The organism is Streptomyces sp. NPDC088747 (genome assembly GCF_044751025.1).
Lineage (GTDB): Bacteria > Actinomycetota > Actinomycetes > Streptomycetales > Streptomycetaceae > Streptomyces.
Genome location: NZ_JBIVKZ010000020.1, coordinates 155,648 through 178,421 on the forward strand (window position 1 = coordinate 155,648; position 22,774 = coordinate 178,421).

The following is a 22,774-nucleotide window of genomic DNA, read 5'->3' on the forward strand; positions in this document are numbered from 1 at the left end:
ACGAACCGACCGAACTACCGACCGAACCACTGACCGCCTCGACTTCCCTTACGACTACGAGAGTTCGCCGCCATGTACGAGCTGTCCCGGGTCCGCCTCTACTCCATCGGGCCTGCCGGTGCGCGCTATGCCGACACCGTGCTTGACCTGCGAGGAGTGGGTCAGCCGGTGCCCGACCCCGCGCCCACGCAGGCGGAGTTCTTCGAGGAGGAGCCGGTCGGGCCGCCCCGCCGCCCGGCCCCCGCGGGCGTGCTCTTCCTGGAGAACGGCGGCGGGAAGTCGGTGCTGCTCAAGCTGATCTTCTCGGTGATGCTGCCGGGACACCGCAACACCCTGGGCGGCGCCAGCTCCGGTGTGCTGCGCAAGTTCCTGCTCGCCGACGACTGCGGGCATGTCGCGCTGGAGTGGCAGCACACGCTGACCGGTGAGTGCGTGGTGGTCGGCAAGGTGAGCGAGTGGCGCGGGCGGCAGGTCTCCAACGACCCGCGCAAGTTCGCCGAGGCCTGGTACTCCTTCCGGCCAGGGCCGGGACTGAGCCTGGACAACCTGCCGGTCGCCGAGGCCACCACCGTACGGCCGCCCGTGGAAGGCGCGTCCGGGGCGCAGGGACGACGGCGCACCATGAAGGGTTTCCGGGACGCGATGACCGAGGCGGGCAAGGCGTACCCGCACCTCGAAGTGCACTGGGAGGAGATCCACGACCGCTGGAACGAACACCTCGGGGATCTGGGCCTGGACCCCGAACTCTTCCGCTACCAGCGCGAGATGAACGCCGACGAGGGCGAGGCCGCCGGTCTCTTCGCCGTCAAGAAGGACTCCGACTTCACGGACCTGCTGCTGCGGGCCGTCACCGACACCCGGGACACGGACGGACTCGCCGATCTGGTCGGCGGGTTCGGCAACAAGCTGGGACGCCGAGCCGAACTCATCGCCGAACGGGACTTCACGGCAGGGTCGGTGGACCTGCTCGGCCGGATCGTGGAAGCCGCCGAGGCACGGGCACGCGCACGTGACGTCCACGCGGGCGCCGAGCGGCGTACCCGGACGCTGGCCAGGCGACTGTCCGCGCGTGGCGTGGGCGAGCGCGGCCGGGCCGGCGAGCTGGCGCAGGGCGTCACCGGCGCCGCGCACACCGTCACCGAGGCCGAGGGCGCCCGCTCCACCAGCGCGCTGATCGCCGCCGAACTCGCCTACCGGCACGCCTCGTTGGCGCTCGCCGGCGCGGAGAAGGCCGCGGCGGCGCAGAAGCGTGAGCTGGCCGACGCGCGCACGCTGCACTCGGCCTGGCAGGCCGCCGAGGCCGTACTGCGGCATCGCTCCGCCGCCGACCGCTCCGCGCGCGTGGCCGACGCGATCCGCGAGGCCGAGCGGGACGCCGCGCCCGCCCTCGCCGCACGGGCCAAGGCCGCCGTCGACCTCGTACGGGCCCTGCACCGTGCGGCCGACGGCGCCGAGGCGCTCGCCAACGAGGAGGAGGAGCGGTCCGCCGGGCTCCAGGAGGTCGGCGAGAGGGCCCACGCGGACGCGACCGCCGCCGCGACCGCCGCGCAGCGCGCCCGCAGTGAGATCGGGCACCTGCGGCAGCGCCTGAGCGAGGTCGAGCAGGAGACCACCGAGGCGGTGCGGGCCGGCTGGCTCGACGACAGCGCCCCCGACGCCGACCCGGCGCGGGCCGCGCTCGCCGCGAGCGACGCCGAGAAGACCGCTGTCGCGGCCTGGGACACCGCCCGCGAAGCCTCGCGGCGCGCTTCGGACCACGCCCGCGAGGCGGCTTCCGTGGCGTCCCGCGCGGAGTTGACCGCGGCCCGCGCGGCGGACGCGGCGACGGCGGCCGAGCGCTCCTACGACGCCGAGCGCGGCACCGCTGAGGGCTTGGCGGGGGAGGAGCGGCTCGCGGAGCTGCTGAGCCTGCCGGGCGCTTCCGGTGGGGGGAGAGGCGGGGTACCGGTTCCCAGGGCGGGAGCGGAGGGTTCCCCGGGGCGCGGGGCGGGCGGCGACTCCGACCGTGTCGGCGACGACGCCCGCGGCGGTCCCCGTACAGGGCGGATCCGCTCGGGCGCCGGCGACGCCCCGACCGCGGTCGATGGGTACGGCAAGGACGGCGGCGCGGCATCGGCCCGCTCAGCACGCGGAGCGGACGACGCCGGCAGAGCGGAGGGTGTCGGCCGAGCTGACGGGGCCGACAGGGCGGGCGGGGCTCATGGCGAGACCTGGCCGGAGGGTGAAGGCGCCCTGGCCCCCGAGCAGTTGGACCACTACGCCGACGAACTGCGTGAGCTGCTCGACGACGGGGTGGCCGCCGCCGAGCGTCAGCTGTTCGACCTGCGGACCGCCGCCGCCGACGACGCCCGGATCCTCGGGGCGCTCGGAGACGGCGGGCTGCTGCCGCCCGGCCCGGACGTGCTCGCCACCGTCGAGTACCTCGGCGAGCACGGGATTCCCGCGCTGCCCGGCTGGCGCTACCTCGCCCAGGCAGTCGACCCCGTCGACCACGCGCGGGTGCTGGCCGCCCGGCCCGAACTGGTCGACGGTGTGATCATCACCGACCCGGCCACCCACGCCCGGGCCCGCGAGGCGCTCGACGACGCCGCCCTGCTGCCCAGGTCCGCCGTCGCCGTCGGCACCGCCGCCGCGCTGCTCGCCCCGACTCCGGCGCCCGGCACGGGCGACGGAGACGTCTTCCTCGTACCGCCGAACCCGGCCATGCACGACGAACACGCCGCCGACGAGGAGCGCCAGGCACTGCGCACGCGCGCGACGCGGCGCGACGAGGAGATCCGCGAGCTGGCGGGGCGGCTCGCCAAGGACCGTGAGCTGGCGGCACGGCTCGCGTCCTGGCGCACCGGATGCCCCGCGGGACGACTCGTCGAACTGGCCACGACCGCCCGCGAGGCACGCGCGTTCGCCGAGGAGGCCGAGGCCGAGCTGACGGAGGCCCGCGCCGCGCGGGCCGAGGCGGACGAGGCGGCGGCCGAGGCGGCCCTCGTCCGGGACGAGCGGCAGGAGGCCGCCCAGCGTGCCCGGCGCGCCGCCGACGCGCTCGCCGGCCTCGCCTTCCGACTGCGCGAGCGGGCCGGCTGGCAGGTCAAGGTACGCGAACTCGCCGACGAGGCGACGGAGTCGGAGGCTCGCGCCCAGCTCTGTCTGGAACGCGCCCGCGCCGCCGACGAGGACCGGCGCGGCGCCCAGCGCGCCGCGGACGACGCCCGCCGCACGGCCCGCGCGCTGCGTGCCGAGCGCGCCGAGATCGCCGGCGCCCCCGACGACGTACCGCAGGACGAGCCGACGGCCGCGAAGTCGTCCCTGCCCGCCCTGCGCGAGGCCTACCGGGCGGCATCACAGCTCTACGAGAAGGTCGGCGTCGGCGCCGACCTCCGCGCCGAACAGGCGCGCGCCGAGAGCGAGGAGAGCGCGGCGCTCGCCGAGTGGGACCGGCTCAGCAACAAGGTGCGTACGCGCGCATCGCAGCTCCTGGAGTCGCCGGACGGTTCCGACGGGCCGTCCCGGCAGGCCGCGGCCGCCCGTGCCGAGGAGCTCGTGCAGCTCCTGGAGACCCGGATGTCGACCGCGAGCGAGCAGCTCGGGCGGCTGCGCGGCGAGGCCGAGCGGCACGCCCCCGAGGACGGCACGTCGCACACCGAGCTGTCGCAGGACCTGGTCCCGCGCGACGCCGAGCACGCGCAACTGCTGCTGCGCACGGCCACCGGTGAACTCGCCTCCCGTACAGAGGCGTTGAGCCAGGCACGGGAGGCCCACGCCGAACTCCTCGACGCCCACCGGGCCGCCGAGGACGCGGCCGGCGGTTTCGACGAGACCGCCGCCCTGCTCAGGGACCTGCTGCGTGAGCACTCCGAGGAGGAGCACGAGGAGACCGAGCCCTACCCCGGCAGCCTGGAGGAGGCCCGGCACTCCGCCGCCGAGGCCCGCCGCTCGCTGCGCGGCTGCGCCGCCGACCTCTCCGCCGCCGAGGCCGCCGTACGAGAGGCGAGCGACATCCTCGTACGGCATGCCAACTCCACACGCTACGAGCAGGTACGCACCCCGGCGCGGCAGCAGATCCGCGAACTGCCCGCGTCCGCGCTGCCGGAGCACGCCCAGAAGTGGGCGGACGCCTTCGCCCCCCGACTGCGGGTGCTGACGGACGAGTTGGAGCAGCTGGAGCGCAACCGGGACTCGATCGTGGACCGGCTGCGGGGGCTCGTCGAGTCGGCGCTCGCCACGCTGCGGTCCGCGCAGCGGCTGTCGCGGCTGCCGGAGGGGCTCGGCGAGTGGTCCGGGCAGGAGTTCCTGCGCATCCGGTTCGAGGAGCCCGACCAGGCCACGCTCGCCGAGCGGCTCGGCGAGGTCGTCGACGAGGCCACCCGGGCGGCCGTCAAGAAGAACTCGGACATGCGCCGCGACGGCATGTCACTGCTGCTGCGCGGCGTGAGCGCCGCGCTTCAGCCCAAGGGCGTCGCCGTCGAGATCCTCAAGCCGGACGCGGTGCTGCGCGCCGAGCGCGTTCCCGTCGGGCAGATGGGCGACGTGTTCTCCGGCGGCCAACTGCTCACCGCCGCCATCGCGCTGTACTGCACGATGGCCGCGCTGCGCAGCAACGACCGGGGCCGCGACAAGCACCGGCACGCGGGCACGCTGTTCCTGGACAACCCCATCGGGCGCGCCAACGCGACGTACCTGCTGGAGCTCCAGCGAGCCGTGTCGGACGCGCTCGGAGTCCAACTCCTGTACACGACAGGGCTGTTCGACACGACCGCGCTCGCCGAGTTCCCGCTCGTCATCCGCCTGCGCAACGACGCCGACCTGCGAGCCGGGCTGAAGTACATCAGCGTGGAGGAGCACCTGCGGCCGGGACTGCCGCGAGCGGCTGCCGACGAGGAGTCCGGACACAGTGAGATCACCGCTACGCGGATGTTCAAGCGCCCGGCGCCTCAGGGGACTTGAGCCGGGCCCGCTGAGGGGGACCGGACGTCCTCCTTCAGCAGGTCCGCGCACTTCTCGCCGATCATCATCGTGGTGATGCACGGGTTGACGGAGATGAGGTCCGGCATCACCGAGCCGTCCGCCACTCGCAGGCCCTCGATCCCCTTGACCCGCAGCCGTGCGTCGAGCGGGGCCGAGGTGTCGTCGTCCGCGCCCATCTTCACCGTGCAGGACGGGTGGTAGACGGTGTTGTGGGTCCGGTGGATGTAGTCGAGGAGCTCGTCGTCGGTGCGGACGTCGGGGCCGGGGGCCAGTTCGGCGCCCGTCCAGCCGCTCAGCGCGGGCTGCGACGCGATCCTCCGCGCCAGTTTCAGGCCGTACGTCATCACCCGGACGTCGTGCTCGTGGGTGAAGTAGCGCGGATCGACCTTGGGCTTGTCCCGGTAGTCGCGGGTGCGCAGCCGTACGGTGCCGCGTGACTTGGCGCGCGTGACGTTCGGGGTGAGGCAGAAGGCGTTCTCGGACGTCGGGTAGCCCCAGCGCGCGGTGTTCATGTCGAACGGCACCGAGCCGTAGTGGAACATCAGGTCCGGGCGGTCCAGGCCCGGTTCGGTGTCGTAGAAGATGCCCGCCTCCCACCACTGGCTGGACGTGGTCGTCATCGGCTGCTTCGCGTCCCACATGATGACGCCCTCGGGGTGGTCCTGGAGGTTCTCGCCGACGCCCGCCGAGTCCACCAGCACCTCGACGCCGACCTCACGCAGGTGCTCGGCCGGTCCGATGCCCGACAGCATCAGCAGCTTCGGGGTGTCTATGGCGCCGCAGGACACGATCACCTCGCGGCGGGCGCGCACTGTACGGGTGTGGATCAGGTCCGGGTCCAGGTACTCGGCGCCGACACAGCGGCGGCCGTCGAGGACGAGCTTCTTGGCGCGAACTCCGGTGCGCACCTCCAGATTGGGCCGCTTGCCGATGACCGGGTGGAGGTAGGCCACCGACGAGGACTGGCGGATGTTGTTCTCGTCGGAGTTGATCTGGAACCAGTTGGCGCCGCGGACCACGGTCCTGCCGGTGTTGAAGCCGGTGGTGGGAATGCCCGCCTGCGCGCACGCCTCCAACAGGGCCGCGCCGCACGGGTCTTCGCCCTTCAGCGTGCGCAGCTTCACCGGGCCGGTGCGGCCGTGGTGGTCGCCGGGAGCGTCGTTCGACTCCAACCGCCGGTAGAGCGGGAAGAGTTCGGCGGCGCTCCAGCCCGTACAGCCCGCCGCCGCCCAGCCGTCGAGGTCTTCGGCGGGTGCCCAGAAGGCGATGCAGGAGTTGTGCGAGGAGCAGCCGCCGAGCACCTTGGCGCGGGCGTGCCGCATGAAGCTGTTTCCGCTGGCCTGCGGCTCGATCGGGTAGTCCCAGTCGTAGCCGGACTCAAGGAGGCCCATCCAGCGCTCCAGTTTCAGCACGTCGTCGTCGCCGACGTCGCTCGGTCCCGCCTCCAGCACGCACACCGTGACGGACGGGTCCTCGGAGAGCCTGGCCGCGACCACGTTGCCGGCGGTTCCGCCACCGACCACGACATAGTCGAACTCATCTGCGTTCATGGGGAGTTGACCTCCTTGAGTCGGACGCTTACTCGGTCGCTGTCACCTTCGGGGCACACACTCGACGGCCGCGTCGGAGACGGGCGGGGCAGCGGCGGGCGGGGCGACGGCGGGCCGCGTCAGCTGGTGCTCGGCGAGCACTCCGGTCCGGTGCCGCTGCACGAACCAGTAGTAGGCGAAGCCGCCCCCCATCGCGATGCCGACGAAGAGCACGGCGCCCCAGCGCAGGTACCAGTGGAAGGGGGCTGTCGCGTTGTAGACCGCCTCGCGCGGCCAGAGCAGGTTGATCGTCATGGCCGTGCCCCACAGCACCGCGACGATGTTGACGAGCAGTCCCCAGCGGCCGAGCGAGAACTTGCCGTCGCCGGCGGGCTGCCACTGCCCGCGCAGCCGGGCGACCAGCATGGGCACGGTGACCCCGAGATACGCGAGGTAGATCATGATGATGCCGATGCTGGTGACCACGGTGAAGATCTGCGGCTGGCGGATGTTGACCACCAGGATCGCCAGCGCCAGGACGCCGATGATCACCGCGGGCAGCACCGGCGTCTGGAACCGCGGGTTGACCTTGGCCAGTCTGGAGGCGGCGGGCAGGTTGTTGTCACGGGCCATCGCGAAGGCCAGCCGGATCGCCGCCGTGTGGACGGCGAGGGCGCACACGGTGACCGCGATGAACACGCACCACAGCATGGCCTTGCCCGCGTCCTCACCGAGCACGTCGAGGACGATGTACTGCAGGCCGTCCGTGGACAGTTGCTCGCCCTTCAGGCTGGAGACGCTCATCAGGGCGAACAGCAGGACGAGTCCGCCGAGCACGAACGAGGCGATGATGGCGCGGAGGATGGCGCGCGGCGCGTTGCGCGAGGGGTCGACGGACTCCTCGCCGAGCGACGCGGCCGTGTCGAAGCCGTACATCACGTACGCGGACGCGAGCGACGCGATCAGGAACGCGCCGAAGTAGCCGCCCGGCATGCCCGCACCCGTGCCGTTCGTCTCCATGACGACCTGCGGACCGCGCGTGATGTGCACCGCGAACAGGATGATCAGTACGACGGTCGCGATCAACTCGATGAAGACGCCCGCCGTGTTGATCCTGGCCATCAGCTTCACACCGAGGGCGTTCACCAGGGTGGTGAAGACGATGAGCACGGAGGCCAGCAGGACGGCGTTGGTGGCGACGTCGTACTTGCCCGTGCCGTCGCCCACGACCTGGAACACGGACGAGATCTGAGGAAGCGTCAGCTGATACGCGAGGGCCACCGCGGCGATCGACACGATCGAGGCGACCAGCATCGTCCATCCCGCGAGCCAGCCGATGTGCGGGTTGCCCACCTTCTTGGCCCAGTTGTAGACGGAACCGGCCACGGGATAGCGGGCGGCGAGTTCGGCGAAGCACAGCGCGACCATGAACTGGCCGACGAAGACCATCGGCCACGACCACCAGTAGGCGGGTCCGCCGCTGCCGTAGCCGAAGTAGAACAACTGGAAGGTGCCGGTGAGGATGGAGATGTAGCTGATGCCGGCGGCGAAGGTGTGGAAGTTGCCGAGCGTGCGCTTGAGTTCGGGCTTGTACCCGAACTCCGCCAGTTCCGAGTCGTCGTGACTGTGTTTCTCGGGTGGCTGAGCCGTGGTGGTCATGAGCGGCCTCCTGGAAAGGGGGAGTTCTCCCGGACGGGAGGGGAGTGCGGCTCGTGCGGGGTCGTTGGTGCGCGGGTGCGGGTTGGTGGCGCTGAGCGGTGAGTGCTGGATCGTACGCCGGTCAGCGGGTGCGGGGCCCTACGGTGGATCAACGGATTCCGACGTGAGCGACTTTCCGGGGGCGGGGACGGCCGCCGATGACTGCCATGACCGACGCCCGTCGCGGATCGACCCCGGATCGACCCCGGATCGAACCTGGGACGATCCCCGAACGACCTCCGAAGGACTCCCGAAGGACTCCCGAACGACCCGCGACAAGTCCGGTGCGAGTCCGCCACCAATGGCTCCCACGCGGGCGGAGCTAGTCGAACCACCCCTGAGGGCCCGGATTCGTCGTGCGCCAGATGTGCTTCGTCTCGCGGTACTCGGCGAGACCCGCGGGCCCGAGTTCCCGTCCGAACCCGGACTGCTTGTAGCCGCCCCACTCGGCCTGCGGGACGTAGGGGTGGTAGTCGTTGATCCACACGGTGCCGATGCGCAGCGCGGCGGCGACCCGCTGGGCCTTCGCCTCGTCGGAGGTGAAGACGCCGCCCGCGAGCCCGTAGACGGTGGCGTTCGCCAGCCGTACCGCCTCCGCCTCGTCGGTGAACCGCTCCACGGTCAGGACGGGCCCGAAGGACTCCTCCTGGACGACGGACATCCCGACGGAGCACTCGTCCAGCACGGTCGGCGGATAGTAGAAGCCCTCCGGGTGCGGGGGGTCGGCGGGCCGCTCCCCGCCACAGCGCAGCACCGCGCCCTCCTCCAGGCCCTTGGCGACATACGCCTCCACCTTGGCCCGGTGCGCCGCCGAGATCAGCGGGCCGGTCTGCGCCTGCTCGTCGAACGGCCCGCCCAGCCTGATGAGTTGGGCCCGGCGCACGACCTCGTCGACGAGACGGTCGTGCAGCGCGTCCTCCACCAGGAGCCGGGCGCCGGCCGAACACACCTGTCCGGAGTGCAGGAAGACGGCGGTCAGCGTCATGTCGACCGCCGTCTCGAAGTCGGCGTCCGCGAAGACGATGTTGGGGTTCTTGCCGCCGAGTTCGAGGGCGACCTTCTTCACCGTCCCGGCCGCCGCGGCCATCAGCCTGCGGCCGGTCTGGAGGCCGCCGGTGAAGGACACCAGGTCCACGTCCGGATGGTCGCCGAGCGGTGCGCCCGCCTCGGGCCCGGCACCGAGGATCAGATTGCCCGCGCCCGCCGGCAGCCCCGCCTCCGCCAGGAGACGCATCAGATGGATCGCGGTGTGCGGGGTCAGCTCGCTCGGCTTGAGGACGAAGGTGTTGCCCGCCGCGATCGCCGGCGCGACCTTCCACGCCGTCTGGAGCAGCGGATAGTTCCACGGGGTGATCAGCGCGCAGACCCCGACCGGCTCGTACACGATCCGGCTGTCGACACCCGCCGAACCCGTCTCCACGACCCGGCCCGTCTCGCTCGCCACCAGCTTCCCGAAGTAGCGGAAGCAGTTCACGATGTCGTCGATGTCGTACTCGCTCTCCACCAGGCGTTTGCCGGTGTCCAGTGACTCCGCGCGAGCCAGTGCCTCCTTGTCGCGTACGAGGAGGTCGGCGACCCGCAGCAGCAGGTCGCCGCGCTCGTTCGCGGAGGATCGCGGCCAGGGGCCCTCGTCGAAGGCGCGGCGGGCGGCGGCGATCGCGTCGGCCGTGTCCTGGCCACCCGCCTCGTCCACCTCGGCCACCAGCGAACCGTCGGCCGGGCAACGGATCTCACGGGTCCGTTTCTCCCTGGCACTCGTCCACGCGCCGTCGATGTAGAGATCAGCCATCCATGCCTCCCAGCATGCCTATGAGCCACTCGTGGAAGATCCCGATGTGGTGCTCGGTGGGTACCAGGACCCCGCCCCGCCGGTAGACACGCGACGCCATCGCGGGCTGCGTACGTTCGCAGGCCTCGAAGTCCTGGGTGTTGACCCGGTGGAAGAGTTCCACGGACTTCGACACGTCGGCGCCCGACGCGACGACCTCGGGAGCGTAGAGCCAGTCGCACTCCACGACCGTGCGGTCCTCGGCGAGGGGGAACATGCGGTGCAGGATGACATGGTCCGGGACGAGATTGATGAAAACAGTCGGTTTGACGGTTATCGCATAGTAACGGCGGTCCTGGTCGTCCGCCACCGCCGGCAGCTTGCCGAAACCCTCGCTGCCGTCGACCGTGAAACCCTTGATGTCCTCGCCGAACTCGGCGCCGTGGCCGACGTAGGACTGGGCGGCGTAGCCCTCGGTGAACTCCGGCAGTACGTCGGTGAGTTCGGGGTGGATCGTCGCGCAGTGGTAGCACTCCATAAAGTTCTCGACGATCAGCTTCCAGTTCGCCTTCACGTCGTAGGTGATGCGCCTGCCCAGAGCGAGGTTCTCGGTGCCGTAGTGCTCGATGGCCGCCGCGTCGCCGAGCCGCTCCACGGCCGCGCCCATCACCGTCTCCTCGAAGGAGGCCGGCTCGTCGGCCAGGCACACCCAGGCGTAGCCGAGCCACTCCCGCAGGGCGACCTTGACCAGGCCGTACTCGGTGCGGTCGACGTCCGGCATCTTCACCAGGTTCGGCGCCGCGATCAGCCTGCCGTCGAGGTCGTACGTCCAGGCGTGGTACGGGCACTGGAGGTTGCGGCGCACCTCGCCCGCCTCCTCCGTGCACAGCCGTGCCCCGCGGTGGCGGCAGACGTTGAGGAACGCGCGCAGCTCACCGGTGCGCGAACGGGTGACCAGGACGCTCTCACGGCCGACCTGGACGGTGCGGAAGGCGCCGGGCCTGCCCAGGTCGGCGGAGCGGACGGCGCAGAACCACATCGACTCGAACAGTCGCTCCTGCTCGCGCCGGAAGATCTCCGGGTCGGTGTAGTAGCGGCCCGGCAGCGTCGAGATGAGACTCGGGGAGAGGGGGATCGTCGTCACGGGCGTACTCCTCAGGCGGGCGCGGCGGCGAGGCGGTGGGGGTCGAAGAGGTCGATCGGGTGTGCGGTGGCGCCGTTCAGGGCCAGGTCGGCGAGGATCTCGCCGACGACCGGCACGAACTTGAAGCCGTGCCCGGAGAACCCGCAGGCCACCGTGACGGAGTCCGGGTGCGCGGGGTGCCTGGCGATGACGAAGTGCTCGTCGGGACTGTTGGAGTACATGCAGGTGGCGGCCTTGAGGAAGGTGCCGGGCAGATCGGGGATGCACCGGGACATGTGGGCCGCCATGTCCCGGATCTCGTCCTCGTGCACGGTCCGGTCGATGTTCTCCGGAGTGCACTCCACGCCCTTGCGGAAGAAGGCGACCTTCGCGCCGCGGCCCGGTCCGTCGATGGCGGGGAAGCCGTAGACCTGGACCCCGGACGCGTCCTCCCAGATGTAGATGGGGTGGTTCTCCGGGACGAACGGCCCGACCCCCGCTTTCGGCTCGAACCAGTACATGACCTGCCGCTCGATCGTGAACGGCACGCCCAGATCGGTGAGCAGCTGCGGCGCCCACGCCCCCGGGCAGATCACCAACTGGCCCGCCGTGTAGGTGTTCTCGGCCGTGTGGACACGGACCCCGTCCCGGTACGGCTCCCAGCGCGTCATCGGCTCCTCGAAACGCAGGTCGGCGCCCTGGCGGGTGGCGAGCTGGAGGTGCGCGGCGACGGTGTTCTCGGGGCGGACGAACCCGGCGCGCGCCTCGTACAGCGCCACCTCGTCGTCCTGCGGGTGGAGCGTCGGGAAGCGGCGGCGGATGTCGGCCGCGTCGAGGATCTCGTGCGGGAGGTCCCACTGCTCGGCGGAGCGCAGCGAACCCGCGAAGGCCAGCGAGTCGGGAGGGCCGATCATCACGCCGCCGCAGAGCGTCGCGATGTCCCGGCCGGTGGCCCGCTCCACCTCGTCGTACAGCTCGTAGGCGCGCAGCAGCAGAGGCACGTACGCCGGATCCTCGAAGTAGGACTGCCGCGTGATCCGCGAACCGCCGTGGCTGGAGCCCCGGTTGTGGACCGGGCCGAACTTCTCCAGGCCGAGCACGCGGGCGCCGCGCGCGGAGAGGTGATGGGCGGCGGCGCTGCCCATACCGCCGAGACCGATCACGATCACGTCATAGGTCGGGGCCACAGCAAGCCTCCTGATGGTGTGTCAGCGGCGGATGCGGGTCATCTTCGGGTCGAACAGCGGCTCGTCGGCGACGGTCGCGCGGATCTTCTCCCCGAAGTACTCGATGTGCACGCCCGCACCGGCCGGCAACACCGGCAGCCAGGCGTACGCGACGCAGCGGCCCAGCGTGTAGCCGTACGAGGCGCTGGTCACGTAGCCGGCCGGGGCGCCGTCGACATGGACCGGCTCCTTGCCGAGGACGACGGCGGATGGATCGTCGAGGAGAAGCGGGGTGAGCCTGCGCGTGGGCTCGCTCCGAGAGATCCCCCGCAGCGCCTCCTGGCCGACGAACCCGTCCTTGTCCATGCGGACGGCGAAACCGACGCCCGCCTCGTACGGGTTGTGCTCGTCGGTCATGTCGACGCCCCAGGCGCGGTAACCCTTCTCCAGGCGAAGGGAGTTGAACGCAGAACGCCCGGCCGCGACCACCCCGTGCTCCCGGCCCGCCTCCCACAGCGTGTCCCAGAGCCTCAGCCCGAGGTCGGCGCTGGTGTACAACTCCCATCCCAGCTCGCCGACGTACGACAGGCGCATCGCCGTCACCGGGACATGCCCGACGTGGGCCTCCTTGGCGCGGAAGTAGCCGAAGCCCTCGTGCGAGAAGTCGTCGCGGGTCAACGGCTGGACGAGGTCGCGGGCGAGCGGGCCCCAGACGCCTATGCAACAGGTGCCCGAGGTGATGTCCCGGACGTGCACGTCGTCCGGCGCGTGCCGGTTCAACCAGTCCAGATCGGCGGGGGAGTTGGCGCCCACCTGGAAGCGGTCGACGGCCAGCCGCGCGACGGTGAGGTCGGAGCGCACGCCCCCCGTCTCGTCCAGCAGCAGGGTGTACGTGACCGCGCCGGGCTTCTTGCGGAGGTTGTTGCTGGTCATGCGCTGGAGGAAGCCGAGCGCGCCGGGACCGGTGACTTCGAGGCGGCGCAGCGGAGTCATGTCGAACAGGGCGACCCTCTCGCGGGTCGCCTTCGCCTCGGCCGCAGCGATGGGCGACCAGTAGCGGGCCGACCAGGCATCACGCTCGGGGACCGGGGCGAGCGCGTCGACGAGCGGGGCGTTCGCCTCGTACCAGTGCGGACGCTCCCAGCCGCCGCCCTCCAGGAACCGGGCGCCGAGTTCCCGCTGCCTCGCGTAGAACGGACTGACACGCAGCGGACGGGGCTGCTCCATCGGCTGGAGCGGGTGCAGGACGTCGTACACCTCGACGAACTGCCGCGAACCGCGCTCGCGGACGTACGACGGTGAGCGCTGCGCCTCCTCGAACCGCGTCAACTCGCATTCGTGCAGGTCGATGGAGGCGCGTCCGTCGACCATCCACTCGGCGACCGCCTTCGCGACCCCCGCGGAGTGGGTGACCCAGACGGCCTCCGCCAGCCAGAAGCCGCGGAGTTGCCGTGACTCGCCGAGGAGCGGCATGCCGTCGGGCGTGAAGGAGAAGACGCCGTTGAAGCCCTCCTCGATCTCCGTGTCGCGCAGCGCCGGGATCAGCTCGCGGCAGTCCTCCCAACTCGGCGCCCAGTCCTCGTCGGTGAAGGGGAACGAGGACGGCATCTCCATGTCGTTCGCGCGCGCCTCGTCGTAGGGGAGGATCGCGAACGGGTCCACGGGGAGGGGTTTGTGGGCGTAGCTGCCGATGCCGACACGGTCGTGGTGCTCGCGGAAGTAGAGGTCCCGGTCCTGGTGGCGCAGGATCGGCTTCGAGGCCTCCGCCCGCGCCCTGGCCAGTTCGGGGAGCCGCTTCGTCCTCGCGTACTGGTGGGCCAGTGGTTGCAGCGGTACGTCGACTCCGGCCATGCGGCCGATGACCGGGCCCCAGAAACCGGCGGCGGAGACGACGTGGTCGGCGGGGAAGGTGCCGCGGTCGGTGACGACGGCGGTGACCCGGCCGTTCTCCCGCTCGATGCCGGTGACCGTGTGGCGGTCCAGGAAGCGGGCGCCCTTCTCGGTGGCCCGTGCTTGCTGGGCGTGAGCTGCGAGGACGGCGCGGGCCAGCCCGTCGTCGGGTGTGTGGAAGCCGCCGAGAACGACCGACTCGTCGATGAGCGGCCAGAGTTCCTTGCAGCGGGCCGCGCTGACGATCTCGCCGCGCACTCCCCACGAAGTGGCGTAACCGGCCCTGCGATGCAGGTCGGCCAGCCGCTCCGGGGTGGTCGCCAGCTCCAGTCCGCCGACCTGGTCGAAGCAGGAAACCCCGTCCACCGCGAGGGAGTTGAACTTCTCGACCGTGTATCGGGCGAACGCCGTGAGCGTCTTCGACGGACTCGTCTGGAACACCAGACCCGGCGCGTGTGAGGTGGAGCCGCCCGGCGCGGGCAGCGGCCCCTGTTCGAGCACGGTGATGTCTCTCCAGCCGCGGGCGGTCAGCTCGTCGGCGAGCGAACAGCCCACGATGCCGGCGCCCACGATGACCACACGGGGACGGGATTCGGTCGTGCTGGACATGCCCCTCCTTGCCGGGGTACGGAGCGGACGCGCTCAACCAGTGGAATTGCTCTGCTGTTGCGCAATGCACGATGGGTTGCGTGATGAGGAACATATTGAGAACGCCGTCATGGGGTCGTCAAGAGGCGGGGGTTAACCCTTGGCAAAAGGAACGGAGGGTGCGAAACGTGGCTGACACACAGGGGTGCGGAGCAGGGTGATTCCGGGCTCCGGACCCTCCGGTGTCCCGGTGTCCCGGTGTCCCGGTGTCCCGGTGTCTTGGTGCCGCGCGCCGTGCGCCGGCGGCGAGACGCTCACCGTCGCCCGGTGTCCGCCGCAGCCGGCGTCAGAAGCCGTAACCCATCCGGCGAGAGAGTTCTCCCGCGGCGGCGACCGTGCGCTTGGCGAGGTCCGGCAGTCGCTCCGAGTCCAGCCGGTACACCGGCCCGGAGGTGCTGATGGCGCCGATGACCTTGCCGTCGTGGGCGCGCACCGGGGCGGCCACCGCCGCCAGGCCCAGCTCCAGCTCCTCGATCGCGAACGCGTAGCCCTGCTCGACGACCGCCTCCAGTTCGGAGCGCAGCGCGGCCGTGCCGGTGATGGTGCGCTCGGTGAACCGCCGCAGCGGGCGGGCCAGCAGCCCCTCGCGCAAGGTGGGCGGAAGGTGCGCGAGGAGGACCTTCCCGCTGGAGGTGGCGTGCAGGGGTGTGCGTCTGCCCAGCCAGTTCTGCGCGGTGACGGAGGCGGCGCCGCGGGCCTGCATGATGTTGACCGCCGCGTCGTCGTCGAGGACCGCTATGTTCACGGTCTCGCCCAGCTCGTCGGCCAGTTCGCGGCAGACCGGAACGCCCTCCTGCGAGATGTCCAGCCGCACGGCCGCCGCCCCCGCGAGGCGCAGGACGGCGGCCCCCAGGTAGTACTTCCCGCGGTCCTTCGCCTGCGCCACGAGACCGCGGTTCTCCAGGACGCCGAGCAGCCGGAAGGCGGTCGACTTGTGCACGTCCAGCTCGTCGGCGATCTCGGTGACACCCGCCTCGCCGAGCCGCGCGAGGATCTCCAGCACGCTCACGGCGCGGTCCACCGACTGGACGGCACTGCCCGCCGCCCTGCTCTGTTTCTCCGCCGTCGCCCCCTGGGCCCCGGTCCGCTCGGTCGGCTCAGACTTCTGAGTGCGGGTCATGACTCAACTCTCACCACCTGGCGGCCCTGTTTGAGCCGCATCGGCGGGAAGCCCTTGACTTGACGGGACCCCCGCGCGGATTCTGTTGCGCATAGCGCTCCCTCGTGCGCCATGCGAAACATCATGTTACCGAAGCGTCCGGAACCCGACAGGGCTCGAAGACGAGCACCTCAGCGCGGTTCCCGGACCAACTGGACCTGAGCGGCCGGACGACGTGTCCGGACCGAGAGGGGGGCCCATGATTCCCGTCTGCCGCCTCGAAGACCTCCCCGTGGGCGAATCCGTCCGTATCGAGAGCACGCCGCCCATCGCCGTGTTCAACGCCGACGGCGAGCTGTACGCCATCGACGACACCTGCACCCACCAGGACGCCTCGCTCTCCGAGGGCTGGCTGGAGGGCTGTCTCGTCGAATGCCCGCTGCACGCCGCGGCATTCGATCTCCGCACGGGGCAGCCGACGTGCCTGCCCGCCCGCCGTCCCGTCCGCACCCATCGCGTCACCGTCGACGACGGCGTCATCCACGTCCACCTGGCCGCGGAGGAGGGCACCGCCGCATGACGTACGAGCCCGCCTCCGACGATGAGCGGATCACTCCCGAAGGACCACCCGGCCCCCACTCGGCCCGGCGTGCCGCCGACGGGGCCCACTCGGCCCGGCGTGCGGCTGACGGGGCCAACCCCGCCCGGCCTGCCGCCGATGGGTCCCACACCGCCCCGCGTGCCGGCGACGCTGCAGGCCTCGCCCGTGGTGTACCTGGTGTCCCGGTACCAGGGCGCGTCTCATGAGAACCGTGACCGTCGTCGGCGCCTCCCTCTCCGGCCTGTACGCGGCTCGTGAACTGCGAGCCCAGGGTTTCGACGGACGACTGGTGATCGTCGGGGACGAACCCCACCGGCCCTACGACCGACCGCCCCTGTCCAAGGACTTCCTCACCGGCCGCGCCGCCGAGGACCAACTCGCCCTCGCCGACGACGAGGAGAGCGCCGGACTCGACGCCGAGTGGCTTCTCGGCGTACGTGCCCGCGGGCTCGACCCCCGCGCCCGCACCGTCCTCCTCGACGACGGCCGCACCGTCTCCACCGACGGTTTGGTCATCGCCACCGGCGCGTCCGCCCGCCGTCTCCCGGGCGACGGCCTCGCCGGCGTCCACACGCTGCACACCCTCGACGACGCCCGTGCCCTGCGCGCGGAACTCACCCGGGGCCCCGTCCAAGTCGTCGTCATCGGGGGCGGCTTCATCGGCGCCGAGACCGCCTCCTCGTGCACCGTGCTCGGCCACGACGTCACGGTCGTCGAGGCCGCCCCGCTGCCCCTCGTTCCCCAACTCGGCCCCGACATGGCCGCCGTGTGTGCCGCCCTGCACCGCCGGGGCGGCGCCCGCCTTCTCACCGGCATCGGTGTGGAGAGCCTGCGGGGGAGCGGCGCCACGCTGTCGCACGCCGACCCCGCCGCGGCCCCGCGCCGTGACTCCACCGCCGGGCGGAAGACCGACGAGGGGGGCGAGTCACGGCGTACGGTCACCGGCGTGCGGCTCGCCGACGGCCGGACCCTTCCCGCGGACGTCGTGATCGTGGGCATAGGGGCCGGCCCGAACACCGGCTGGCTCGCGGGCTCGACGCTCGCCCTGCGTGACGGCGTGGTGTGCGACGACGGCTGTGTGACCGGGCTTCCACAGGTGGTCGCTGTCGGGGACGTCGCCCGCGTCGGTGGAACGCGCGCCGAGCACTGGACCTCCGCCACCGAACAACCCCGCGTCGCCGTACGCAACCTGCTCGCCGGACGCACCGTGGACACCGCGCGGGCGTTGCCCTACTTCTGGTCCGACCAGTACGGCGCACGCATCCAGTTCGCGGGCCGACGACACCCGGCCGACACCGTCCGTATCGCGGAGGGCGCCCTTGATGACGGCGCACCTGCCGAGGGCGGCTTCCTGGCCCACTACGAACGCGATGGCCGTACGACAGCCGTCCTCTCGGTCGACCGCCCACGCCCGTTCACGCGAGCACGCCGCGAACTCGCCCGTGACGCCGGCCCGGTGGAACCGGCGGCACGGTGACGACCTGAGCGGCCAGTTGGCGGCACGGCGACCCGCCGAGCGGCACCGTGACCCAACGAGCGGCACCGTGACCCAACGAGCGGCCACCGTACGACTCGCCCCGGTGGTCCGCGCCGCGGGCGTGGGCGGCGCGCGCCTAGGAGTGCGACAGCCGGCCGGCTCCGCCCTGCCTGCGTATCCGCTCCTGGGCACGCTGGTCCGTGCGCGCGTGCCGCCGCGCCTTGCGCCGCTCGCGCCGCAGCGCCCGCGCGGTGCTGCTCGGTACCGACACCACTCCGTTGCGCTGGTTCCACACCTGGCGGGTCACCCACACGTCGAGGGCCGCCCAGGTGGCAACGACCGTGCTGGCGACGCTGCTCAGGACCATCGGGAAGGCCAGCCATGAACCCGCGAGGGTGGACAGGAAGGCCACCATGGCCTGGATCAGGGTCACGGAGATGATGAGGAGCGCCCGCACGGCCGCCGTGCGCACCGGGTCGGGCAGCCGTCGCCTGGTCGCGGGCTCCTCGACCCACAACGGCCGGTAGTACACCCGCTCTTCGCGGTCCTCCGCCTCCGGAACCCGCCTCTCCGCCGCGCCGTGACGCTGTGCGGTGCCCTGCGTGTTCGCCGCGCCGTACTCCCGTGAGGTGCCCCGCGGGTCCGCCGCGTGGCGCCGTCCTTCCGTATGGCCGGACGTCTCCCTCGCACCGCTGTGCGGCTGGCTCCGCGTCGGGCCGTGCCCGCCCGGCTCCTCCGCGCGGCTGTGCCTCTCCGCGGTCCTGTCCAGCCCGTCCGTGTGGCCGCGCCCAGCCACCGCCACGCCCTGCCCGTCCACTTCGCCGTACCCGCCCGTCGCCCCGTGTCGCCCGTCCAACCGATCGTGCCCGTCCGCCGGGATGCCGTGATCCGGTGCCTGTCTGGCTGGTTGTACCGCCTCGAGCTCCGCAACGCTGGTCCCCGGCGCCCCGCTCCGCTCCGCCGTGCCCATCAACCCGTCACTCCCCACCGCCCAGCAGACCTGTCGCACCGGTGTCAGCTGACTCCGGCTCCCCTTTGGCTGCCCGGCTTGCGCTGTATTACGCCGCCTGGGTGCGGCATACGGCTCCTGTGGCCGATTCCACCCCCGTCTCCCGTACAGAAAGACGAACAACGTGCACCGAAGATTCCCAAGAAGCGAAGAATTCCGGCCAACTGGCGATGTCCACCTCTCCGATGCGATCCGGCCCCGATGCCGGATTCAGGGAGGCAATCTCCCTCAATGAACGGACAACTCCCCATGTTTCGTTCCCTGGATGAGGTGGGCGCTCCTGGACAGGTCTTCGAGTTCCCCGTGCGTCGGTAGTAGGCTCACGCCGTTTATTGACGCACATGTGTACCCCCGGGCCGGAGGGGGTCGAGCTGGGGGAGGCCATGCGCTTTCGCGGGAAGTCCATCCGCCGGAAGATCGTGGCGCTGCTCCTGGTGCCGCTGGTTTCCTTGACCGCGATCTGGGCGTTCGCGACGGTCCTCACCGGGCGTGAGGCCAACAACCTGTTCAAGGTGTCGGACGTCGTGGAGAAGATCGGCTATCCCACCGAGGACGCCGTCCGCGTCCTCCAGCAGGAACGCCGTCAGACTCTCGTCTATCTGGCCGATCCCCGTGCCTCCGACGCCCTCGCGGCCCTCAGGCGCAGCCGTACCGCCACCGACGACGCCGTCGGGAAGGTCCGCGAGAACGCCAGGAACGGGGAAGTACGCGAGGACATGGGCGCGGGCACGTCCGAGCGCCTCACCACGATCCTCGACGCGTTCGACGGAATCGACTCGCTGCGCCGGAGCGTCGAGGAGGGCACCGTCAACCGGTCCCAGTCGCTCGACCTCTACAACCGGCTGATCGACCCCTGCTATGTCCTGATGACCAACATCCATCTGCTCAACAACGTGGAGATGGACAAGCAGGGCCGCGCCCTGGTCAACCTCGCCCGGGCCCGTGAACTCCTCTCCCGCGAGGATGCCCTCCTCGGCTCCGCACTCGTCGCCGGCCGCATCACCCAGGACGAGATCCGCGACGCCTCCGACCTGATGGCCCAGCGCTCCCTGATGTACGAGTTGAGCCTGCCGCTGCTGCCCTCCTCGGACCGCGAGCGTTTCGAGCGCTACTGGAAGAACGCCGACACCGCGCCCCTGCGCGTCGCCGAGCAGGCCGTCGTCACCTCCGAGCCGGGATCGCCCAGCGGCGTCACCGCGAAGAGCTGGGACACCGCGGCCGGACACGTCCTCGGCGAACTCGGCACGCTCAACGACCAGGCGACCGACCGCTATCAGGACCGGGTCCACCCCGTCGCCATGGGCGTCATCCTCAAGGCGGCCATCGCGGGAGTCCTCGGCCTCATCGCCGTGCTCTTCTCGCTCTTCATGTCGGTGCGCATCGGCCGCGGCCTCATCCGTGACCTGCGCCGGCTGCGCCTGGAGGCCCACGACGCGTCCGGCGTCCGGCTGCCCAGCGTCATGCGCCGACTGTCCGCGGGCGAAGAGGTCGACATCGAGACCGAGGTGCCGCGGCTGGAGTACGACAGGAACGAGATCGGCGAGGTCGGCCAAGCCCTCAACACCCTCCAGCGCGCCGCCGTCGAGGCAGCCGTCAAACAGTCCGAACTGCGCGACGGCGTCTCCGAGGTCTTCGTCAACCTCGCCCGCCGCAGCCAGGTCCTGCTGCACAAGCAGCTCACCCTGCTCGACACCATGGAGCGCAGGACCGACGACACCGACGAACTCGCCGACCTGTTCCGCCTCGACCACCTGACCACGCGCATGCGCCGGCACGCCGAGGGGCTGGTCATCCTCTCCGGGGCCGCCCCGTCCCGGCAGTGGCGCAAGCCGGTTCAGCTCATGGACATCGTCCGTGCCGCCGTCGCCGAGGTCGAGGACTACGAGCGCATCGAGGTACGCCGACTGCCCCGGGTCGCCGTCACGGGCCCGGCGGTCGCCGACCTCACGCACCTCGTAGCCGAACTCCTGGAGAACGCCACGGTGTTCTCGCCCCCTCACACCGCGGTCCAGGTCCTCGGGGAGCGCGTCGCGAACGGCTTCACACTGGAGATCCACGACCGCGGTCTGGGCATGGCGGCCGAGACACTCCTCGACGCCAACCTGCGGCTCGCCGAGACCCCGGAGTTCGAGCTCTCCGACACCGACCGGCTCGGCCTCTTCGTGGTCAGCCGCCTCGCGCAGCGGCAGAACGTCCGTGTCTCCCTCCAGCCCTCCCCGTACGGGGGCACCACCGCGGTCGTCTTCATCCCGGACGCGCTGCTCACCGACGAGGTCCCCGACACCAACGGCATCGGCTTCCGCCTCGACCGGGTGCTGCCCACCAGGGAGGGCGAGGTCGAAGCGGATCTCAAGACCGCGTCCTCCCAGCTCCCGGCCCGCCTCCCCGGCCTGCCCGCGTCGATCCTGGACGGGCCTGTCGAACTGGAGGCACCGGTCGACCTGGACACCCTCAGCGGTTTCCCCGGCGCCCTGAGCGACGACGACACCGAGGGCGGCGGTCTGTTCCGGCCGCGCCGCTCCATCACCGGTGTCACGGGCGAACAGCACCAGCAGGCCCGCGACAGCCGGGGCGAGCCCGCCCGAGCCGGTGACGCCGGCCAGCCGGACGGCCCCGTGCCGCTGCCCCGGCGTAGGGCCCCCAAGCTCGTCAGCTCCCACGGTCGGCCGGTGGCCGAGACACGATCGCGCCGCGACGAGGCCGCCGGGGGAGCGGCAGAGGATTCCGAGCCCGACAGGGGCCTGGAGCCTGCGGCGGGCCCGCAGTCGGGGGAGCGACGCGGTGTGGCGGAGCCCGACGCCACGCAGCCGCTCGCGGCCCGGCGTGTCGAGCGCGCTGAAACCTCGGCGCGGCGCGGCAACCCCGATCTCCCCGACCGCCGAGGCGGCGAACTCCCGGACTCCCGCGGTCTCACCAGGGCCCCCGGGCCCCGCGAGGCTTCCGGCCGCCGCCAGGCACCCGAGATCCGGGGGGCCGCCGAGCTTCGAGAGGCCCCCGCACTGCCCCAACGCGGCCGTCGCGCCGCCTCGGCACCCGGCCCGGGCGACCCGGCTTCCGGGACCGTCCCGCGCCCCGAGGCCGCGACGGCGGGGGACGAACAGGGCGCGGGGCCACTGCCCCGCCGCGTCCGGCAGGCCAATCTGGCCCCGCAACTGAAGAACGACCCCGAGCGGCGCACCGACCGCGACTGGGCCCGTACCGGCAACGGCGCGGACCCCGCCGAACGCGACGCCGACGAGGTACGCAGCAGGATGGCCTCGCTCCAGCGCGGCTGGCAGCGTGGCCGCGAGGAGAACGCCGGGGGCGACGAGCCCCACGACGGCACAGCACCAGGAACGAAAAAGGGGGACGGTCGATGACCGCACCGAAGGCCGACGGGCCCACCGCGAACGGCAACACGTCGGGGGAGCTGAACTGGCTTCTCGACGATCTGGTGGACCGCGTCGCCAGCATCCGCCAGGCGATCGTGCTCTCCGGCGACGGACTTCCCACGGGGGTCTCCAAGGACCTGCCCCGGGAGGACAGCGAGCACCTGGCCGCCGTCGCCTCCGGCTTCCACAGCCTGGCCAAGGGCGTCGGCCGTCACTTCGAAGCCGGCAGCGTCCGCCAGACGGTGGTGGAACTGGACGAGGTCTTCCTCTTCGTCACCGCCGCGGGCGACGGCAGCTGCCTGGCCGTCCTCTCGGACGCCGACTCGGACGTCGGGCAGGTCGCGTACGAAATGACCCTCCTGGTCAAGCGCGTCGGCGTACATCTGGCCGCCGCCCCACGCACCGATCTGCCCGCGGGTGGGTAGTGAGGTGA

The 22,774-nt window shown here is 71.7% G+C and carries 13 protein-coding genes; 5 read left to right on the top strand and 8 right to left on the bottom strand.

Annotation, left to right across the window (positions count from 1 at the left end; translation table 11 throughout):
• Positions 1–72: 72 nt before the first annotated feature.
• Positions 73–4,941 carry a hypothetical protein gene (locus tag ACIP79_RS35800; protein WP_401230356.1) on the top strand — a complete coding sequence of 1,623 codons (4,869 nt, stop codon included), beginning with the start codon at positions 73–75 and terminating at the stop codon, positions 4,939–4,941.
• Here ACIP79_RS35800 and ACIP79_RS35805 read toward each other — a convergent pair.
• The 7 genes from ACIP79_RS35805 to ACIP79_RS35835 all read right to left on the bottom strand — a co-directional run bounded on the left by ACIP79_RS35805 (position 4,929) and on the right by ACIP79_RS35835 (position 15,904).
• The gene (locus tag ACIP79_RS35805) at positions 4,929–6,512 is read right to left on the bottom strand and encodes a GMC family oxidoreductase (protein ID WP_401230358.1); all 1,584 of its coding nucleotides are present in this window, start codon (positions 6,510–6,512) and stop codon (positions 4,929–4,931) included. The two genes, ACIP79_RS35800 and ACIP79_RS35805, sit on opposite strands and share 13 nt — an antisense overlap.
• Positions 6,513–6,554: 42 nt before the next feature.
• Positions 6,555–8,150 carry an APC family permease gene (locus ACIP79_RS35810; RefSeq protein ID WP_401230361.1) on the bottom strand — a complete coding sequence of 532 codons (1,596 nt, stop codon included), beginning with the start codon at positions 8,148–8,150 and terminating at the stop codon, positions 6,555–6,557.
• 361 nt (positions 8,151–8,511) lie between these two features.
• Positions 8,512–9,978 carry an aldehyde dehydrogenase family protein gene (locus ACIP79_RS35815; RefSeq protein WP_401230363.1) on the bottom strand — a complete coding sequence of 489 codons (1,467 nt, stop codon included), beginning with the start codon at positions 9,976–9,978 and terminating at the stop codon, positions 8,512–8,514.
• A complete protein-coding gene (locus ACIP79_RS35820; RefSeq protein ID WP_401230365.1) occupies positions 9,971–11,101 on the bottom strand; it encodes an aromatic ring-hydroxylating dioxygenase subunit alpha in 1,131 nt (376 codons plus the stop codon). The genes ACIP79_RS35815 and ACIP79_RS35820 overlap by 8 nt, the downstream gene beginning before the upstream one ends.
• An 11-nt stretch (positions 11,102–11,112) precedes the next feature.
• Positions 11,113–12,267, bottom strand: coding sequence for an N-methyl-L-tryptophan oxidase (gene solA / locus ACIP79_RS35825; protein ID WP_401230368.1), 1,155 nt, complete (start codon positions 12,265–12,267; stop codon positions 11,113–11,115).
• A 21-nt stretch (positions 12,268–12,288) separates the two neighbouring features.
• The gene (locus tag ACIP79_RS35830) at positions 12,289–14,745 is read right to left on the bottom strand and encodes an FAD-dependent oxidoreductase (protein ID WP_401230370.1); all 2,457 of its coding nucleotides are present in this window, start codon (positions 14,743–14,745) and stop codon (positions 12,289–12,291) included.
• 325 nt (positions 14,746–15,070) lie between these two features.
• A complete protein-coding gene (locus tag ACIP79_RS35835) occupies positions 15,071–15,904 on the bottom strand; it encodes an IclR family transcriptional regulator (protein WP_401230372.1) in 834 nt (277 codons plus the stop codon).
• Positions 15,905–16,142: 238 nt separating this feature from the next.
• On the opposite strand from ACIP79_RS35835, the gene ACIP79_RS35840 reads away from it, so the two are divergent.
• Both ACIP79_RS35840 and ACIP79_RS35845 read left to right on the top strand, forming a co-directional pair.
• Complete coding sequence (locus ACIP79_RS35840) at positions 16,143–16,463, top strand: bifunctional 3-phenylpropionate/cinnamic acid dioxygenase ferredoxin subunit (RefSeq protein WP_387186954.1); 321 nt, start codon at positions 16,143–16,145, stop codon at positions 16,461–16,463.
• A 223-nt stretch (positions 16,464–16,686) separates the two neighbouring features.
• Positions 16,687–17,961 carry an NAD(P)/FAD-dependent oxidoreductase gene (locus tag ACIP79_RS35845; RefSeq protein WP_401230374.1) on the top strand — a complete coding sequence of 425 codons (1,275 nt, stop codon included), beginning with the start codon at positions 16,687–16,689 and terminating at the stop codon, positions 17,959–17,961.
• A gap of 136 nt (positions 17,962–18,097) precedes the next feature.
• Here ACIP79_RS35845 and ACIP79_RS35850 read toward each other — a convergent pair whose 3' ends face one another.
• Positions 18,098–18,763 carry a hypothetical protein gene (locus ACIP79_RS35850; RefSeq protein WP_401230377.1) on the bottom strand — a complete coding sequence of 222 codons (666 nt, stop codon included), beginning with the start codon at positions 18,761–18,763 and terminating at the stop codon, positions 18,098–18,100.
• A 590-nt stretch (positions 18,764–19,353) separates the two neighbouring features.
• Here ACIP79_RS35850 and ACIP79_RS35855 point away from each other — a divergent pair.
• Positions 19,354–22,329 (top strand): nitrate- and nitrite sensing domain-containing protein, encoded by a 2,976-nt coding sequence (locus ACIP79_RS35855; protein WP_401230380.1) that lies wholly within the window; start codon positions 19,354–19,356, stop codon positions 22,327–22,329.
• The gene (locus ACIP79_RS35860; RefSeq protein WP_401230383.1) at positions 22,326–22,766 is read left to right on the top strand and encodes a roadblock/LC7 domain-containing protein; all 441 of its coding nucleotides are present in this window, start codon (positions 22,326–22,328) and stop codon (positions 22,764–22,766) included. The genes ACIP79_RS35855 and ACIP79_RS35860 overlap by 4 nt, the downstream gene beginning before the upstream one ends.
• The last annotated feature ends 8 nt before the right edge of the window (positions 22,767–22,774 follow it).

Bases quoted from the DNA above. Each gene is read 5' to 3' on its own strand.
- ACIP79_RS35815 (WP_401230363.1), bottom strand. From the start codon at position 9,978: ATGGCTGATCTCTACATCGACGGCGCGTGGACGAGTGCCAGGGAGAAA.
- ACIP79_RS35855 (WP_401230380.1), top strand. From the start codon at position 19,354: ATGCGCTTTCGCGGGAAGTCCATCCGCCGGAAGATCGTGGCGCTGCTC.
- ACIP79_RS35835 (WP_401230372.1), bottom strand. From the start codon at position 15,904: ATGACCCGCACTCAGAAGTCTGAGCCGACCGAGCGGACCGGGGCCCAG.
- ACIP79_RS35845 (WP_401230374.1), top strand. From the start codon at position 16,687: ATGAGAACCGTGACCGTCGTCGGCGCCTCCCTCTCCGGCCTGTACGCG.
- ACIP79_RS35840 (WP_387186954.1), top strand. From the start codon at position 16,143: ATGATTCCCGTCTGCCGCCTCGAAGACCTCCCCGTGGGCGAATCCGTC.
- ACIP79_RS35805 (WP_401230358.1), bottom strand. From the start codon at position 6,512: ATGAACGCAGATGAGTTCGACTATGTCGTGGTCGGTGGCGGAACCGCC.
- ACIP79_RS35810 (WP_401230361.1), bottom strand. From the start codon at position 8,150: ATGACCACCACGGCTCAGCCACCCGAGAAACACAGTCACGACGACTCG.
- ACIP79_RS35800 (WP_401230356.1), top strand. From the start codon at position 73: ATGTACGAGCTGTCCCGGGTCCGCCTCTACTCCATCGGGCCTGCCGGT.
- ACIP79_RS35860 (WP_401230383.1), top strand. From the start codon at position 22,326: ATGACCGCACCGAAGGCCGACGGGCCCACCGCGAACGGCAACACGTCG.
- ACIP79_RS35830 (WP_401230370.1), bottom strand. From the start codon at position 14,745: ATGTCCAGCACGACCGAATCCCGTCCCCGTGTGGTCATCGTGGGCGCC.